This window comes from Streptomyces sp. NPDC043896, assembly GCF_056435605.1.
The window spans coordinates 50,963-66,971 of record NZ_JBWKEE010000011.1; the positions used below are offsets into that span (position 1 = coordinate 50,963).

12 protein-coding genes are annotated in these 16,009 nt (G+C 72.8%); 5 read left to right on the forward strand and 7 right to left on the reverse strand.

The genetic code is table 11. The features are described from left to right. Nucleotides 1-35 precede the first annotated feature (35 nt). From AC069X_RS17895 to iolC, 4 genes are read right to left on the reverse strand one after another with little or no spacing between them, the layout of a single operon-like run. Nucleotides 36-1,535: a CoA-acylating methylmalonate-semialdehyde dehydrogenase gene (locus tag AC069X_RS17895; protein ID WP_478729540.1), complete on the reverse strand. Its 1,500-nt coding sequence runs from the start codon at nt 1,533-1,535 to the stop codon at nt 36-38. Between the two features lie 12 nt (nt 1,536-1,547). Further along, entirely contained in the window at nt 1,548-3,428 is a 1,881-nt protein-coding gene (gene iolD / locus AC069X_RS17900) for a 3D-(3,5/4)-trihydroxycyclohexane-1,2-dione acylhydrolase (decyclizing) (RefSeq protein ID WP_478729541.1), read from the reverse strand. Then, nucleotides 3,413-4,399, reverse strand: a complete 987-nt coding sequence (gene iolB, locus AC069X_RS17905) for a 5-deoxy-glucuronate isomerase (RefSeq protein ID WP_478729542.1) — start codon at nt 4,397-4,399, stop codon at nt 3,413-3,415. The genes iolD and iolB overlap by 16 nt, the downstream gene beginning before the upstream one ends. Then, nucleotides 4,383-5,372, reverse strand: coding sequence for a 5-dehydro-2-deoxygluconokinase (iolC, locus tag AC069X_RS17910; RefSeq protein ID WP_478729543.1), 990 nt, complete (start codon nt 5,370-5,372; stop codon nt 4,383-4,385). Before iolC ends, iolB begins: the two co-directional genes overlap by 17 nt. A 63-nt stretch (nt 5,373-5,435) precedes the next feature. Here iolC and AC069X_RS17915 point away from each other — a divergent pair, with 63 nt between their 5' ends. The 3 genes from AC069X_RS17915 to AC069X_RS17925 all read left to right on the forward strand — a co-directional run bounded on the left by AC069X_RS17915 (nt 5,436) and on the right by AC069X_RS17925 (nt 7,851). Beyond that, complete coding sequence (locus AC069X_RS17915) at nt 5,436-6,350, forward strand: sugar phosphate isomerase/epimerase family protein (protein ID WP_478729544.1); 915 nt, start codon at nt 5,436-5,438, stop codon at nt 6,348-6,350. Nucleotides 6,351-6,376: 26 nt separating this feature from the next. Continuing rightward, nucleotides 6,377-7,390 (forward strand): Gfo/Idh/MocA family protein, encoded by a 1,014-nt coding sequence (locus AC069X_RS17920; RefSeq protein ID WP_478729545.1) that lies wholly within the window; start codon nt 6,377-6,379, stop codon nt 7,388-7,390. Between the two features lie 260 nt (nt 7,391-7,650). Beyond that, entirely contained in the window at nt 7,651-7,851 is a 201-nt protein-coding gene (locus AC069X_RS17925) for a helix-turn-helix transcriptional regulator (RefSeq protein WP_478729546.1), read from the forward strand. 47 nt (nt 7,852-7,898) lie between these two features. On the opposite strand, the gene AC069X_RS17930 is transcribed toward AC069X_RS17925, so the two are convergent. Then, complete coding sequence (locus AC069X_RS17930) at nt 7,899-9,101, reverse strand: cation:proton antiporter (RefSeq protein ID WP_478729547.1); 1,203 nt, start codon at nt 9,099-9,101, stop codon at nt 7,899-7,901. Nucleotides 9,102-9,263: 162 nt separating this feature from the next. Between AC069X_RS17930 and AC069X_RS17935 the strand changes: the two genes are divergently transcribed. Then, nucleotides 9,264-9,488 carry a heavy-metal-associated domain-containing protein gene (locus tag AC069X_RS17935; protein ID WP_478729548.1) on the forward strand — a complete coding sequence of 75 codons (225 nt, stop codon included), beginning with the start codon at nt 9,264-9,266 and terminating at the stop codon, nt 9,486-9,488. A 94-nt stretch (nt 9,489-9,582) separates the two neighbouring features. Beyond that, nucleotides 9,583-11,868 carry a heavy metal translocating P-type ATPase gene (locus tag AC069X_RS17940; protein WP_478729549.1) on the forward strand — a complete coding sequence of 762 codons (2,286 nt, stop codon included), beginning with the start codon at nt 9,583-9,585 and terminating at the stop codon, nt 11,866-11,868. A gap of 355 nt (nt 11,869-12,223) precedes the next feature. On the opposite strand, the gene AC069X_RS17945 is transcribed toward AC069X_RS17940, so the two are convergent. Beyond that, the gene (locus AC069X_RS17945; protein ID WP_136216460.1) at nt 12,224-13,513 is read right to left on the reverse strand and encodes a citrate synthase; all 1,290 of its coding nucleotides are present in this window, start codon (nt 13,511-13,513) and stop codon (nt 12,224-12,226) included. A gap of 183 nt (nt 13,514-13,696) precedes the next feature. Continuing rightward, the gene (recD2, locus tag AC069X_RS17950) at nt 13,697-15,943 is read right to left on the reverse strand and encodes an SF1B family DNA helicase RecD2 (protein ID WP_478729550.1); all 2,247 of its coding nucleotides are present in this window, start codon (nt 15,941-15,943) and stop codon (nt 13,697-13,699) included. Nucleotides 15,944-16,009 lie beyond the last annotated feature (66 nt).

Genomic DNA, 16,009 nt, shown 5'->3' on the forward strand with positions numbered 1-16,009 from the left:
GGGCTGCTGGTGCGGTGGGGCGTCAGGGCCTGCGCTCAGTGGTTGCGCGGGAAGCCCAGGTCCACGCCGGCGGGGGCGTCGGCCGGGTCCGGCCAGCGGGTGGTGACGACCTTGCCGCGCGTGTAGAAGTGGATGCCGTCGTTGCCGTAGATGTGGTGGTCGCCGAAGAGCGAGTCCTTCCAGCCGCCGAAGGAGTGGTAGCCCACCGGCACCGGGATCGGCACGTTGACGCCCACCATGCCGGCCTGGATCTCCAGCTGGAAGCGGCGGGCGGCGCCGCCGTCGCGGGTGAAGATCGCGGTGCCGTTGCCGAACGGCGAGGCGTTGATGAGGGCCACGCCCTCCTCGTAGGTCTCGGTGCGCAGCACGCACAGGACCGGGCCGAAGATCTCGTCGCGGTAGGCGTCGGAGCCGGTCTTGACGTGGTCGAGGAGCGAGAGGCCGATCCAGTGGCCGTTCTCGTACCCGTCGACCGTGTAGCCGGTGCCGTCCAGGACCACTTCCGCGCCCTGGCCGGCGGCGCCCTTGACGTACGAGGCGACCTTGTCGCGGTGGGCGGCGGTGATCAGCGGGCCCATCTCGGAGGCCGGGTCGTCGCCGGGGCCGATCTTGATCTTCTCGGCGCGCTCGCGGATCTTCTCGACGAGTTCGTCGGCGATGGAGCCGACCGCGACGACCGCCGAGATGGCCATGCAGCGCTCGCCCGCCGAGCCGTAGGCGGCGGAGACGGCCGCGTCGGCGGCGGCGTCCAGGTCGGCGTCCGGGAGCACCAGCATGTGGTTCTTGGCGCCGCCCAGTGCCTGGACGCGCTTGCCGTTGGCGGCGGCGGTGGTGTGGATGTGGCGGGCGATCGGGGTGGAGCCGACGAAGGAGACGGCGGAGATCCCGGGGTGGGCGAGGAGGGCGTCGACGGCGGTCTTGTCACCGTGGACGACGTTCAGGACGCCCGCCGGCAGACCGGCCTCGGTCATCAGCTCGGCCAGCTTCACGGAGGCCGACGGGTCCTTCTCGCTCGGCTTCAGGATGAAGGTGTTCCCGCAGGCGATGGCCAGCGGAAACATCCACATGGGAACCATCGCCGGGAAGTTGAAGGGGGTGATGCCCGCGACCACGCCGAGCGGCTGGCGGATGGCGGAGACGTCGACCCGGTTGGAGACGGAGCTCGACAGCTCGCCCTTGAGCTGGGTGGTGATCCCGCAGGCCAGCTCGACGATCTCCAGGCCGCGCGCGACCTCGCCCAGCGCGTCGGAGTGCACCTTGCCGTGCTCGGCGACGATCAGTTCGGCGATGGCGTCGCGGTGGGCGTCCAGCAGGGCGCGGTAGGCGAAGAGCACCTTGGTGCGGGCGGCCAGCGAGGACTGGCCCCAGGACAGGAACGCCTCCCGGGCGACCTTGACGGCCGCGTCGACCTCCTCGGCGGAGGCGAGCGCGACCTGGGTGGTGACCTCGCCGGTGGCCGGGTCGGTGACCGGGCCGTAGTTGCCCGACGCGCCCTCGACGGTCTTGCCACCGATCCAGTGGTTGACGGTCTTCATTGTGCTGCTCCTTCACAGATGGCGACGTCGCTGCGCGGCTTGCCGGTCGTACTCTTCACGGGCGCGGGCCGCCGACGCACGGGTCGCGGTCTCGGCCACAGGAACATCCCACCACGCCTGTGCCGGGGGCGGGCCCGACACAGTGTCGGGTGTTCGGGTCTGTGCGTAGACACATGTGGGCCGGTCCGACAGGCGGGCCTCGGCCAGGGCTTTTCGCAGGTCACCGAGGGTGTGGGTGCGGAGCACGGCCATCCCCAGAGAGGCCGCGTTGGCCGCGAGGTCCACCGGCAGGGGCGGTCCGTCGTACGCGCCGCCGGGCCCCCGGAAGCGGTACGCCGTGCCGAAGCCCTCTCCGCCGACCGCCCCGGAGAGGCCGCCGATGGAGGCGTAGCCGTGGTTGTCGAGGATCACCACCTTGACGGGGACCCCCTCCTGGACGGCGGTGACGAGTTCGGTGGGGTTCATCAGGTACGTCCCGTCGCCGACCAGGGCCCAGACCGGGCGGCCGGGGGCGGCGAGGGCGGTGCCGATGGCGGCGGGGATCTCGTAGCCCATGCAGGAGTAGCCGTACTCGACGTGGTACTGGTCGGCGGACCGGGCGCGCCAGAGCCTGTGCAGGTCGCCGGGGAGGGAGCCGGCGGCGTTGATCAGGACGTCGGTGTCGTCGACGAGGCCGTCGAGCAGTCCGAGCACCTGGGCCTGGGTGGGCGGGGCGTCCTCGTCGCCGGGGGCCCAGGCCCGGTCGACCAGGCGCTCCCAGTCCGCCTTGGCCGCGGTGTACGCGGCCTCGTACGCGGCCTCGACGCGGTATCCGGAGACCGCCTCGCGGAGTTCGCCGAGACCTTCGCGGGCGTCGGCGACCAGGGGGCGGGCGGCGAGTTTGTGGGCGTCGTAGGGGTCGAGGTTGAGGCCGACGAAGCGGACGGCCGGGTTCTGGAACAGGGTGGCGGAGGCGGTGGTGAAGTCGGTGAGCCGGGTCCCGGCGGCGATGACCAGGTCGGCCTCCCGGGCGAGCGCGTCGGCGGTGGCGGTGCCGGTGTGGCCGACGCCGCCCACGTCGGCGGGGTGGCCGTGGGGCAGGACGCCCTTGCCGGCCTGGGTGGTGGCGACGGGGATCCCGGTGGCCTCCGCGAAGGCGGCCAGGGCGGCCTGCGCGGCGCTGTGCCGGACGCCGCCGCCGGCGATGACCAGTGGGCGCGCGGAGTCCCGTACCAGCCCGGCGGCGGTCTCCAGCTCGCGCCGGTCGGGGCGGGGGCGGCGTACGGTCCACACCCGCTCGGCGAAGAACTCCTCGGGCCAGTCGTACGCCTGCGCCTGCACGTCCTGCGGGAGCGCGAGGGTGACGGCCCCGGTCTGCACCGGGTCGGTGAGCACGCGCATCGCCTGGAGCGCCGCCGGGACGAGGGCTTCGGGCCGGGTGATCCGGTCGAAGTGGCGGGAGACGGGGCGCAGGGTGTCGTTGACGGAGACGTCCCCCGCCCAGGGGACCTCCAGCTGCTGGAGCACCGGGTCGGCGGGCCGGGTGGCGAAGGTGTCCCCGGGCAGCAGGAGCACCGGGATCCGGTTGATCGTGGCGAGGGCGGCCCCGGTGACGAGGTTGGTCGCGCCGGGGCCGATGGAGGTGGTCACGGCGTGCGCCGACAGCCGCCCGCTCTGCCGGGCGTACCCGACGGCGGCGTGCACCATGGCCTGTTCGTTGCGCCCCTGGAGGAAGGGCATGGCCTCGGGGCCGCTCTCCAGCAGGGCCTGCCCGATGCCGGCGACGTTGCCGTGCCCGAAGATCCCCCAGGTGGCGGCGATCAGCCGGTGGCGGCGGCCGTCGCGCTCGGCGTACTGGGCGGCGAGGAAGCGCACGAGCGCCTGTGCGGTGGTCAGTCTCACGCGGTGTCCCATGCCTTCTCCTCCTTCTTCTCCTCCGTCTCGTCCGCCCGGAACGGCAGCCGGGGGTCGACGTCCTGGCCGGGCCAGGTGCCGCGGATCCAGGCGTGGTCGGGATGGTCCCGGATCAGCCACTCCCGCTCCGCGTCCGGGCCGGCCATCACGTTCAGGTAGTACATGTCGTGCCCGGGCGCGGCGATGGACGGGCCGTGCCAGCCGTCGGGGATCAGGACGACGTCGCCCGAGCGCACCTCGGCGAGCACGTCGGTCTTCCCGGCGGGCGAGGGCGTGACGCGCTGGTAGCCGACGCCGGGGGTGCCGTCGTGCGGGGCGATCTCGTAGAAGTAGATCTCCTCCAGCCGGGATTCCTCGCCCGGGTGGTGCTCGTCGTGCTTGTGGGGCGGGTACGAGGACCAGTTCCCGCCCGGTGTGAGCACCTCGACGGCGATGAGCCGGTCGCAGTCGAAGACCCCGGCGGCGGCGAAGTTGTGGACCTGCCGGGAGCACCGGCCGGCGCCGCGCAGCTCCACGGGGACGTCCGCGGCCCGGCCGTACCGGGCGGGGAGCCGGTTCTCGCAGCGCGCCCCGACGAGCGCGAACCGGCCGCCGCCGGCCGAGGTGACCTCGGCGTGCGCGTCCCGGGGGAGGTACGCGAAGTCGGTCGGCCCGGCGAACACGGAGTCCCGCCCCCGCAGCCGGAAGGCGGCACCGCCCCCGGGGGCGGGGTCCCGGGGAACGCGGGAAGGGCGGGGCGGGGAGCACTCCTGCCGTGGCCCGGCCCCGGAGTCTCCGGCCGCGCCCGGCGCCGGGGCCGCGCCCGGGAGCCTCCCCGGCGGAGCGTCCGCGCAGCGGACCTCGCAGCCGCCCGTCAGCGGGAGCACGATCCACTCCGCCTCCCCGCACGGGTGCGCGTACGTCTCCCCCGGTGCCAGTTCCAGCACCACCAGCCGGGTGAGTTCCATCCCCGTCTCAGACAGCACCGGCACGGGCCAGCACCTCCTCCACCTCTCCGGGGAACGGCATCGCGGACGAGCACGCGAGCCGCGACGCCACGATCGCCCCGGCCGCGTTCGCGTACCGCAGCACCCGCTCCAGGTCCCAGCCGGCCAGCAGCCCGTGGCACAGCGCGCCCCCGAAGGCGTCCCCGGCGCCGAGCCCGTTCACCACCTCGACCTCCACCGGCGGCACCTCCACCGCCGTGCCGTCGCGGTGCACCGCGAGCACGCCGCGCGGCCCGCGTTTGACGACGGCCAGCTCCACTCCGGCCGCGAGCAGCGCCTCCGCGGCCGCGTACGGTTCCCCGTGCCCGGTCGCGACCTCGCACTCCTCGGTGTTGCCGACGGCCACGGTCGCCAGCCGCAGGGCCCGCTCGTACCAGGGTCCGGGCGGGCCGTCCCAGAGCACCGGCCTCCAGTCCAGGTCGAAGACGGTGGTGCCGGACTTCGAGCGGGCCTCCAGCGCGGCCAGGGTGGCTGCGCGGCTGGGCTCGGCGCTGAGTCCGGTGCCCGTCATCCAGAAGACCCGGGCCGCCCGCACCGCTTCGCGGTCGATCTCGTCGGGCCGGATCTCCAGGTCGGGGGCCTTCGGGAGCCGGTAGAAGTACAGCGGGAAGTGGTCGGGCGGGAAGACCTCGCAGAAGGTGACGGGTGTCGGGTAGGCCGCCACCTCGCCCGCCCAGCGGTCGTCGACGCCGAATCCGCGCAGCTCGGACCGGAGATAGGCGCCGAAGGGGTCGGCGCCGGTCCGGGTGATGACGGCGGTGCGGCGCCCGAGCCGGGAGGCCGCGACGGCGACGTTCGCCGGCGAGCCGCCGAGGAACTTGCCGAAGGTGTCGGCCTCGGCGAGCGGTACGCCGGTCTTGAGCGGGTAGAGATCCACCCCGATCCGCCCCATCGTGATCAGGTCATAGGCGGCTTCCCGGGCCTCCGGTCCGTCCGCCGTCCCGTCCGGCGTGGTCACAGCAGGCTCTCCTCCCACTCGTCCTCCCTTTTCCCTCGAAGCTCGCACCCTAAGGTGGCCGTCATGACCTCCTCCCCACCCGCGTTGACCCGTATCCGTGTCGGTTCGGCTCCGGACTCCTGGGGTGTCTGGTTTCCGGAGGATCCGCTCCAGACCCCGTGGGAGCGGTTCCTCGACGAGGTCGCCGACGCGGGGTACGAATGGATCGAGCTCGGCCCGTACGGCTACCTGCCCACCGATCCCGTCCGGCTCGCCGAGGAGACCGCGAAGCGGGGCCTGCGGGTGTCCGCCGGGACCGTCTTCACCGGACTCCATCACGGCCCCGGCGTCTGGGAGCAGACCTGGGCGCACGTGTCGCGGATCGCCGCGCTGGCCCGGGACACGGGGGCGGAGCACCTCGTCGTCATCCCGTCGTTCTGGCGCGACGACAAGACCGGCGGGATGCTGGAGGATCCGGTGCTGAGCCCCGCCCAATGGCGTGAACTGACCTCGCAGACCGAGCGGCTGGGCCGCGAGGTGCGGGAGCGGTACGGGCTGCGGATCGTGGTCCACCCGCACGCCGACACCCACGTCGACACCCCGGAGAACGTGGCCCGGTTCCTGGACGCCACCGATCCGGAGCTGGTCTCCCTGTGCCTGGACACGGGGCACTACGCGTACTGCGGCGGGGACAGCGTCGAGGCGATCGAGACGTTCGGGGAGCGGATCGGCTACCTCCACCTCAAGCAGGTGGACCCGCGGATCCTCGCCGAAGTGCGGGCGGAGCGGACGCCGTTCGGCCCGGCCGTGGCGCGCGGGGTGATGTGCGAGCCGCCCTCCGGGGTGCCCGCGCTGGAGCCCGTACTGGCGGCGGCGCAGCGGCTCGGGGTGGACCTGTTCGCCATCGTGGAGCAGGACATGTACCCGTGCCCGCCCGAGCGCCCGCTGCCGATCGCCCGGCGCACCCGCGCCTACCTGCGCTCCTGCGGCGCCCGTTGACGACCCAGAACCCTGCGAGGAGAGACATGAGCACGCTCGGCATCGCCGTGATCGGCACCGGGAAGATGGGCGCCGACCACGTCCGGCGGATCGGCGGCACGGTCGGCGGGGCGCGGGTGGTGGCCGTGGCCGACCCGGACGGGGACCGGGTCAAGGAGGTCGCGGCGACCGTGGACGGCGCGGGCGCGTACACGGACCCGGCCGCGGCGATAGCGGCGCCCGGGGTGGAGGCCGTGCTGATCGCCTCGCCCGGACCGGCCCACGAGGAGGCGATCCTGCTCGCCCTGGAGCGGGAGTTGCCGGTGCTCTGCGAGAAGCCGCTGACCCCGGATCCGGAGGGGGCCCTGCGGGTGCTGGAGGCGGAGCGGCGGGTGGGCCGGCGGCTGGTGCAGGTCGGTTTCATGCGGCGCTTCGACGCGGAGTACGAGCGGCTCAAGGAGCTGCTGGACGCGGGCGGGATCGGCCGGCCGCTCTTCCTGCACTGCCGCCACCGCAACGCCTCCTCCCCGTCGTTCTTCACGAGCGACATGCTGATCAGCGATTCGGTGGTGCACGAGGTGGACGCGGCCCGCTGGCTGCTGGGCCAGGAGGTCACGGCGGTGACGGTGCTCTCGCCCGCGCCGTCCTCGGCCGCGCCGGAGGGGCTGCGCGATCCCCGGCTGGTGCTGCTGGAGACCTCGGGCGGGGCGATCGTCGACGTGGAGATCTTCGTCAACTGCGGCTTCGGCTACGAGGTGCGGTGCGAGGCCGTCGGCGAGTCGGGCACCGCCCGGATCGGCGACGGGCAGGCGATGGTCGTGCAGTCGGGCGGCCGCTGGGGCGGAGAGATCACCCAGGACTTCACCACGCGTTTCGCCGACGCCTACGACCGCCAGGTGCGGCGGTGGGTGGCGGCGGCCGGTCGGGGGCGGGTGGACGGCCCCGACGCCTGGGACGGGTACGCGGCCGCCGCCGTGTCGGAGGCCGGTCTGGAGGCCGCGCGCAGCGGCGTACGGACCGAGGTGCGGCTGGCGGAGCGGCCGGCGCCGTACGCGCGCTGACGCCGGCGGGCTCCCGCCGGTACCCCGCGAACGCCCGCCGCCGGGGGCGGCTCTCGTGTCACGTCCGTCACGGGAGTCGCCGCCGTGTCACGTATGTCCGTACTACGCGGGTCTTCCGTCACAGACGGTCCACAGACGCTCCCCCGCGCTCACCGAGCGTCGTTCTCCGGGCACAACCCGAGTGATCGTCAGTGTCCACGCGCCGGCTCCCCCGACGGCCTCCCGGCCGGCCCCGCGCCGTGGACCAGGAGGTGGCGTGGATGAGCGACCGACAGCTGTGGTCCTACAAGGAGATCGCCGCCCATATCCGGGTCCAGCCGGACACCGTGCGCTCCTACCGCAAGCACGGACTGCTGCCGGCCCCCGACCACGTGGAGGGCGGCAAGCCGTACTGGTACGCCGACACCATCCGGAGCTGGGTGGCGCGCCGCCCGGGCAACCGGGGACGCCGTGAGGAGTGACCGGGGGTCCCGGGGGCCGGTCCCGGCCCCGCCCCCGTCCGGCGCGTTCACCAGGTCTCCTGGCCCGTCGTCACGCCGGCCGTGGCGCGCCCGCGCAGCCGCAGGGCGAGCAGCGGGAAGACCAGGACCGAGATCATGCCCGCCCCGACCAGGGCGGCCGCCTCCCCGGCGCCGAGCATGCCGTCCTCCACGCCGAGGGTGGTGATCGCCACCACCAGCGGCAGCGCGGTCGACCCGAACAGCACGAGCGCCGCGCGGTCCCGCCGCTCCAGGTCGCGCGGGGCCAGCAGCCAGATCGGCAGTCCGCGCACCAGCAGGAAGAGCAGCAGGAACAGGGGCAGCAGGAGCAGTTCGCGGCCGCCCGCGAGGAGGGCGTCCAGGTCGAACTCGATCCCGGTGACCACGAAGAACACCGGCACCAGGAAGCCGAAGCCCATGGCCTCCACCTTCGACAGCACGGCCTCGCTGCTCTGCGGCGCCGCCCCGTGCAGCACCAGCCGGGTGACCAGCCCGGCGGCGAAGGCGCCGAGCAGGACGTCGAGGCCCATCGCCTGGGCCAGCCCCAGCATCGCCACGAGCATCAGGACCACCAGCCGCACCGCGAACTGGGCGCTGCTGTGCAGGGTCTTGGCGATGACCTCGGCGAACCAGGGCGGTTTGGGGCGCATCGCCCAGAACACCGCCGCCGCCGTCAGGACCGCGAAGGCGGCCAGCAGTGCCGCCGAGCGGGCCGGTGCCCGCCCGCTGAGCAGCAGGGCCATCGCGATGATCGGCCCGAACTCGCCGACGGAGCCCATCGCCATGGTCACCGTCCCGAAGCGGCTCCCCAGGTCCCCGGAGTCCCTCAGCATCGGCAGGATCGCCCCGAGCGCGGTGCTGGTGAGGGCGGTGCCGACGTAGACGCCCTGGTCGAAGCCGCCGCCGCGGGAGAGGAGGACGCCGGCGCCCAGGCCGAGGGCGAGGGCGGCCAGCCAGGCCCAGACGGACCGGCGCAGGGTGTCGCCCCTGACCTGGTCGAACCGGATCTCGTACCCGGCCAGGAAGATCAGCATGGCCAGGCCCAGCTGGCTGAGTACGTCGATCACCTCGCCGGTGTTCGCCCATCCGAGCACGTCGGGCCCGATGAGGATGCCCAGCAGGATCTCGAAGATCACCAGCGGAACGGGCAGCCGGCGCGCCACCCCGTAGGCGAGCAGGGGCGCGAGCACCGCGGCGGCCATGATGAGGACGAGCGTCACAGAATGGGACATGAGCGTCATTTACCTGCGCCCCGGCCGCCCCGTCCACCGGAGGGCGGAGGAGGATCGGCCGGAGACCGGCCGGAGACCGCCGGAATCCCGCTCAATGAACGGTCAATACCCCCTAGGGGTATAGTCTGATACGAGAGACATCCCCCGACAGAGGAGAACGACATGACCGCCGTGACGGTAACCGTGTACAAGGTCACCGGGATGACCTGCGGGCACTGCGAGGGCGCCGTGACCGCCGAGCTGTCCGCCCTGCCGGGCGTGACCTCGGTCAAGGCCGTCGCCGCCACCGGCGAGGTCACCGTGGAGTCCCGGGACCCGCTCTCCGAGGCCGACGTACGCGCCGCCGTGGACGAGGCCGGGTACGAGCTCGCCGGCGTGGCGGCCTGAGCCCCCGCACCCCTCGCCACCGCAGTACCCGCCGGGCCGCACCCGCCAGCTCGCACTGGACCGTACGGCCCGGCCCTCCCCCTGGAGCGGGAAGATGAGCAGCAGCACAGTGCACGACGGGCCCATAGCGGGCGCCGCCGTCTCCGAGGTCGAACTGACGATCGGCGGCATGACCTGCGCCTCGTGCGCGGCCCGCATCGAGAAGAAGCTCAACCGGATGGACGGCGTCAGCGCCACGGTGAACTACGCCACCGAGAAGGCCCGGGTCTCCTACGACGCCGGGGTCGAGGTGGCCGACCTGATCGCGACCGTGGTCAGGACGGGCTACACCGCCGAGGAGCCCCCGCCGCCGGCACCCGAGCCCGAAGCGGACGCCGCGGCGGGCACGGGGGAGGCCCCGGCCGTACGCGACCCCGAGCTCGCCGCGCTCCGGCAGCGGCTGCTCGTCTCCGCCGCCCTGGCCCTGCCCGTCGTCCTGCTCTCGATGGTCCCCGCCCTCCAGTTCGACAACTGGCAGTGGCTCTGCCTCACCCTGGCCTCGCCCGTGGCCGTGTGGGGCGCCCTGCCCTTCCACCGGGCCGCCTGGACCAACCTGCGGCACGGCGCCGCCACCATGGACACCCTGGTCTCGGTCGGCACGCTGGCCGCCTACGCCTGGTCCCTGTGGGCCCTGTTCTTCGGCCACGCCGGCATGACCGGGATGCGGCACGGATTCGACCTCACCGTCAGCCGCACCGACGGCTCCTCCGCGCTCTACCTGGAGGTCGCGGCGGGCGTCGTCACCTTCATCCTGCTCGGCCGCTACCTGGAGGCCCGCTCCAAGCGGAAGGCCGGCGCCGCCCTGCGGGCGCTGCTGGAGCTGGGCGCCAAGGACGTGGCCGTGCTGCGCGACGGCCGCGAGGCGCGGATCCCGGTCGGCGCGCTCGCGGTCGGCGACCGGTTCGTGGTCCGCCCCGGGGAGAAGATCGCCACCGACGGCACGGTCACCGAGGGCTCCTCCGCCGTGGACGCCTCCATGCTGACCGGCGAGTCCGTCCCGGTGGACGTCACCGTCGGGGACGCGGTCACCGGCGCCACCGTCAACACCTCCGGCCGGCTCGTCGTGGAGGCCACCCGGATCGGGGCCGACACCCAGCTCGCCCGGATGGCCCGCATGGTCGAGGAGGCCCAGAGCGGCAAGGCCGAGGTGCAGCGCCTCGCCGACCGGATCTCGGCCGTGTTCGTGCCCGTCGTCCTGCTCCTCGCCCTCGGCACCTGGGTCACCTGGCTGCTCCTCACCGACGACGCCACCGCCGCCTTCACCGCCGCCGTGGCGGTCCTGATCATCGCCTGCCCCTGCGCCCTGGGTCTGGCCACGCCGACCGCCCTGATGGTCGGCACCGGCCGGGGCGCGCAGCTGGGCATCCTGATCAAGGGGCCCGAGGTGCTGGAGTCCACGCGGCGCGTCGACACGGTCGTGCTCGACAAGACCGGCACGGTCACCACCGGCCGGATGACCCTCTCCGGGGTCCACCCCGCCGAGGGCGTCGACGAGCAGGAGCTGCTGCGGCTCGCCGGCGCGCTGGAGCACGCCTCCGAACACCCGGTCGCGCGGGCGATCGCCACCGGCGCCGCCGAGAAGGCCGGGGAACTGCCGGTGCCCGCCTCCTTCGAGAGCGTCGCCGGCCTGGGCGTGCGCGGCACCGTCGAGGGCCGCGAGGTCCTGGTGGGGCGCGAGCGGCTGCTCGCCGGCCGGGCGGTCCCGCTGCCCGCCCCGCTGGCCGCCGCGAAGGCCGGGGCCGAGGCGGCGGGCGCCACCGCGGTGCTGGTCGCCTGGGACGGCGCGGCCCGGGGCGTGCTGACCGTGGCCGACGCGGTCAAGGAGACCAGCGCCGAGGCCGTGGCCCGGCTGCGGGCGCTCGGCCTCACCCCGGTGCTGCTGACCGGTGACAACAGGGCCGTGGCCGGGACCGTGGCCCGGGAGGTGGGCATCGGCGAGGTGATCGCCGAGGTGCTCCCGCGGGACAAGGTGGACGTGGTCCGCCGGCTCCAGGCGGAGGGCCGTACGGTCGCCATGGTCGGCGACGGGGTCAACGACGCGGCCGCACTCGCCCAGGCCGACCTGGGGCTGGCCATGGGCACCGGTACGGACGCGGCCATCGAGGCCGGCGACCTGACCCTCGTACGCGGCGACCTGCGGGTGGCGGCGGACGCGATCCGGCTCTCCCGGCGGACCCTGGCCACCATCAAGGGCAACCTGTTCTGGGCCTTCGGCTACAACGTGGCGGCGCTCCCGCTGGCCGCCGCGGGGCTGCTCAACCCGATGATCGCGGGGGCCGCCATGGCCTTCTCCTCGGTCTTCGTGGTGACCAACAGCCTGCGCCTGCGCTCGTTCCGGTAGGGGACCCTCCTCCGCGTTCCCTCCACAGGTTCTTCACTGGAGACGCAGATCACAGTGACCCCAACGTAACCATCCGGGGTCGGCACAGGTCTAATGGGGCGATGCCGGAAACGTCTTGGGGGACGTTTCACGGAGGTCTTTGGGGGACGTCCGGGCATCCGCCGGCCGGGACGCGTGCCCTCGGGAAGCTTTGAGCGGCCCACCCGACCCGAACGGGTCCCGGCACACACCGACGCCCCGGCGCGGATCCCGTGGGGGGAATCCGCCGCCGGGGAAAGGGAAGCGCCCCGACCGTCGACCCGTGGGGGGATCGACGGCGGGGCGCTTTCCGTATGACCGGAGCGGCCGGAAGGACCTAGCGGGCCTCGACCGGGACGAAGTCGCGCAGGACCTCGCCGGTGTAGATCTGGCGCGGGCGGCCGATGCGGGAGCCGGGCTCCTTGATCATCTCGTGCCACTGGGCGATCCAGCCGGGAAGGCGGCCGAGCGCGAAGAGCACGGTGAACATCTCGGTCGGGAAGCCCATGGCCCGGTAGATCAGACCGGTGTAGAAGTCCACGTTCGGGTAGAGGTTGCGGGCGACGAAGTACTCGTCGGCCAGCGCGTGCTCCTCCAGCTTGAGCGCGATGTCCAGCAGCTCGTCGCTCTTGCCGAGCGCCGAGAGCACGTCGTGCGCCGCCGCCTTGATGATCTTCGCCCGGGGGTCGAAGCTCTTGTAGACGCGGTGCCCGAAGCCCATCAGGCGGACGCCGTCCTCCTTGTTCTTCACCTTGCGGATGAAGGCGTCGACGTCGCCGCCGTCGTTCTTGATGCCTTCCAGCATCTCCAGGACGGACTGGTTGGCGCCACCGTGCAGCGGACCCCACAGGGCCGAGATGCCGGCGGAGATCGAGGCGAACATGTTCGCCTGCGAGGAGCCGACCAGGCGCACGGTGGAGGTCGAGCAGTTCTGCTCGTGGTCCGCGTGCAGGATCAGCAGCTTGTCGAGCGCGGAGACCACGACCGGGTCCAGGTCGTACTCCTGGGCCGGCACGGAGAACGTCATGCGCAGGAAGTTCTCGACGTAGCCGAGGTCGTTGCGCGGGTAGACCACCGGGTGGCCGACCGACTTCTTGTACGCGTACGCGGCGATCGTCGGCAGCTTGGCCAGCAGGCGGATCGTCGAGAGGTGGCGCTGCTTCTCGTCGAACGGGTTGTGGCTGTCCTGGTAGAACGTCGACAGCGCGCTGACCACGGACGACAGCATGGCCATCGGGTGGGCGTCGCGCGGGAAGCCGTCGTAGAACCGCTTCACGTCCTCGTGCAGCAGCGTGTGCTGGGTGATCTCGTTGCGGAACGACGCGAGCTGGTCGACGGTCGGCAGCTCACCGTTGATCAGCAGGTAGGCGACCTCGATGAAGGTCGAGCGCTCCGCCAGCTGCTCGATCGGGTAGCCGCGGTAGCGCAGGATGCCCTGCTCACCGTCGAGGTAGGTGATCGCCGACTTGTAGGCGGCGGTGTTGCCGTAGCCACTGTCCAGCGTGACGAGCCCGGTCTGGGCCCGGAGCTTCGAGATGTCGAAGCCCTGGTCACCGACGGTGCTTTCGACCACCGGGTAGGTGTATTCACCGTCCGCGTACCGGAGTACTACAGAGTTGTCGCTCACGTCATCCCTCACCGACGTAGTGCCTCTTCTTCGAGGTGCCCTGACTGCCTCTACCTTCCCCCATTTGGCGCAGGAGAGTGCACTCGGGGTCGGCCTTTGGTCTCTTTGACGGCACTGAGTGCCGTCAACCTGCTCATCCTGCCCCCTCCGCGCCGGTTGTCGGAACCCCAAATGATCGATCATCTAGGTGATGTTTCCCACCGAGACCCGGCCGGCGAGTCGTGAGGCGACCGCGGTGTACCTCCTGCCTGCGGAAACGGTACGCACCGCCTGACCGAGGGCCTTGCGGGACCCGACCAGGACGACCAGTTTCTTCGCCCTGGTCACGGCCGTGTAGAGCAGATTCCGCTGGAGCATCATCCAAGCCCCCGTGGTGACGGGGATCACGACCGCCGGATATTCACTCCCCTGGGAACGGTGGATGGTGACGGCGTAGGCGTGCGCCAGCTCGTCGAGCTCCGCGAACTCGTACGCCACCTCCTCGTCCTCCTCTGTACGGACCGTCAAGCGCTGCTCGTCCGCGTCGAGGGCGGTGACCACGCCGACGGTGCCGTTGAAGACGCCGTTGGCGCCCTTCTCGTAGTTGTTGCGGATCTGGGTGACCTTGTCGCCCACCCGGAAGACCCGGCCGCCGAACCGCTTCTCGGGCAGGTCCGGCCGGGCGGGGGTGATCGCCTGCTGGAGGAGGCCGTTGAGGTTGCCCGCGCCGGCCGGGCCCCGGTGCATGGGGGCGAGCACCTGGACGTCCCGGCGCGGGTCGAGGCCGAACCGGGCCGGGATCCGGCGGGCCGCCACGTCCACGGCGAGGATCCCGGCGGCCTCCGTGTCCTCCTCCGGGAAGAGGAAGAAGTCCGGGAGGCCGTCCGTGATGGGCGGGACCCCGGTGTTGATCCGGTGCGCGTTGGTGACCACGCCCGACTGCTGGGCCTGGCGGAAGATCCGGGTCAGCCGGACGGCGGGCACCGGGCCGCCCTCCGCCAGCAGGTCCCGCAGCACCTCGCCGGCGCCGACCGAGGGCAGCTGGTCCACATCGCCGACCAGCAGCAGGTGCGCCCCGGGGGCCACCGCCTTGACGAGCTTGTTGGCGAGGAGCAGGTCCAGCATCGAGGCCTCGTCGACCACGACCAGGTCGGCGTCGAGCGGCCGGTCCCGGTCGTACGCCGCGTCCCCGCCGGGCTTGAGCTCCAGCAGCCGGTGCACGGTGGAGGCATCGGCCCCCGTCAGCTCGGACAGCCGCTTCGCCGCGCGTCCGGTGGGGGCGGCGAGCACCACCTTGGCCTTCTTCGCCCGGGCCAGCTCCACGATGGAGCGCACGGTGAACGACTTCCCGCAGCCGGGCCCGCCCGTGAGCACGGCCACCCGGCGGGTGAGGGCCAGCTTGACCGCGTCCCGCTGTTCGGGGGCGAGGCTGGCCCCGGTGCGCCCGGCGAGCCAGCCGAGGGCCTTGTCCCAGTCCACGTCCTGGAAGCCGGGCATCCGGTCCTCCTCGGCGTTCAGCAGCCGGCGGACCTGGCCCACCAGCGACAGCTCGGCCCGGTGGAAGGGGACCAGGTACACCGCCGTCAGCGGGTCCGGGCCGCCCTGGGGGTCGGGCACGGGCTCCCGTACGACCCCTTCGGGATCGGCGGCGAGCTCGGCCAGGCACTCGATCACCAGCCCGGTGTCCACCTGGAGCAGCTTGACCCCGTCGGCGATGAGCCGCTCCTCGGGGAGGAAGCAGTGCCCCTGGTCGGTGGACTGCGACAGGGCGTACTGGAGGCCCGCCTTGACCCGCTCGGGGCTGTCGTGCGGGATGCCGACGGCCTGGGCGATCCGGTCGGCGGTGAGGAAGCCGATGCCCCAGACGTCGGCGGCGAGCCGGTACGGCTGGTTCCTGACCACCGAGATGGAGGCGTCGCCGTACTTCTTGTAGATGCGCACCGCGATGGAGGTGGAGACGCCGACGCCCTGGAGGAAGACCATGACCTCCTTGATGGCCTTCTGCTCCTCCCAGGCGGCGCCGATCAGCTTCGTCCGCTTGGGGCCGAGGCCGGGGACCTCGATGAGCCGCTTCGGCTCCCCCTCGATGACGTCGAGGGTGTCGAGGCCGAAGTGCTCGACGATGCGGTCGGCGATCCTCGGGCCGATGCCCTTGATGAGGCCGGAGCCGAGGTAGCGGCGGATGCCCTGGATGGTGGCGGGCAGGACCGTCGAGTAGTTCTCGACGCTGAACTGCCTGCCGTACTGGGGGTGCGAGCCCCAGCGGCCCTCCATGCGCAGGGATTCGCCGGGCTGGGCGCCGAGGAGCGAGCCGACGACCGTCAGCAGGTCCCCGGCGCCCCGGCCGGTGTCGACCCGCGCGACCGTGTACCCGCTCTCCTCGTTGGCGTAGGTGATGCGCTCCAGCACCCCCTCGACCACCGCCAGTTGCACAGCCCCGTTGTTCGCCATGGCACGAAGCTACCGTCCGCCGCCGACAGGGCGGCGGGGCCTGTGGACAACGGTCCGGCGGCGGGG

Coding starts and splice junctions, on each gene's coding strand:
- AC069X_RS17895 (WP_478729540.1), bottom strand. CDS start 1,535: ATGAAGACCGTCAACCACTGGATCGGTGGCAAGACCGTCGAGGGCGCG.
- iolD (WP_478729541.1), bottom strand. CDS start 3,428: ATGGGACACCGCGTGAGACTGACCACCGCACAGGCGCTCGTGCGCTTC.
- AC069X_RS17915 (WP_478729544.1), top strand. CDS start 5,436: ATGACCTCCTCCCCACCCGCGTTGACCCGTATCCGTGTCGGTTCGGCT.
- AC069X_RS17920 (WP_478729545.1), top strand. CDS start 6,377: ATGAGCACGCTCGGCATCGCCGTGATCGGCACCGGGAAGATGGGCGCC.
- AC069X_RS17925 (WP_478729546.1), top strand. CDS start 7,651: ATGAGCGACCGACAGCTGTGGTCCTACAAGGAGATCGCCGCCCATATC.
- AC069X_RS17930 (WP_478729547.1), bottom strand. CDS start 9,101: ATGTCCCATTCTGTGACGCTCGTCCTCATCATGGCCGCCGCGGTGCTC.
- AC069X_RS17935 (WP_478729548.1), top strand. CDS start 9,264: ATGACCGCCGTGACGGTAACCGTGTACAAGGTCACCGGGATGACCTGC.
- AC069X_RS17940 (WP_478729549.1), top strand. CDS start 9,583: ATGAGCAGCAGCACAGTGCACGACGGGCCCATAGCGGGCGCCGCCGTC.
- recD2 (WP_478729550.1), bottom strand. CDS start 15,943: ATGGCGAACAACGGGGCTGTGCAACTGGCGGTGGTCGAGGGGGTGCTG.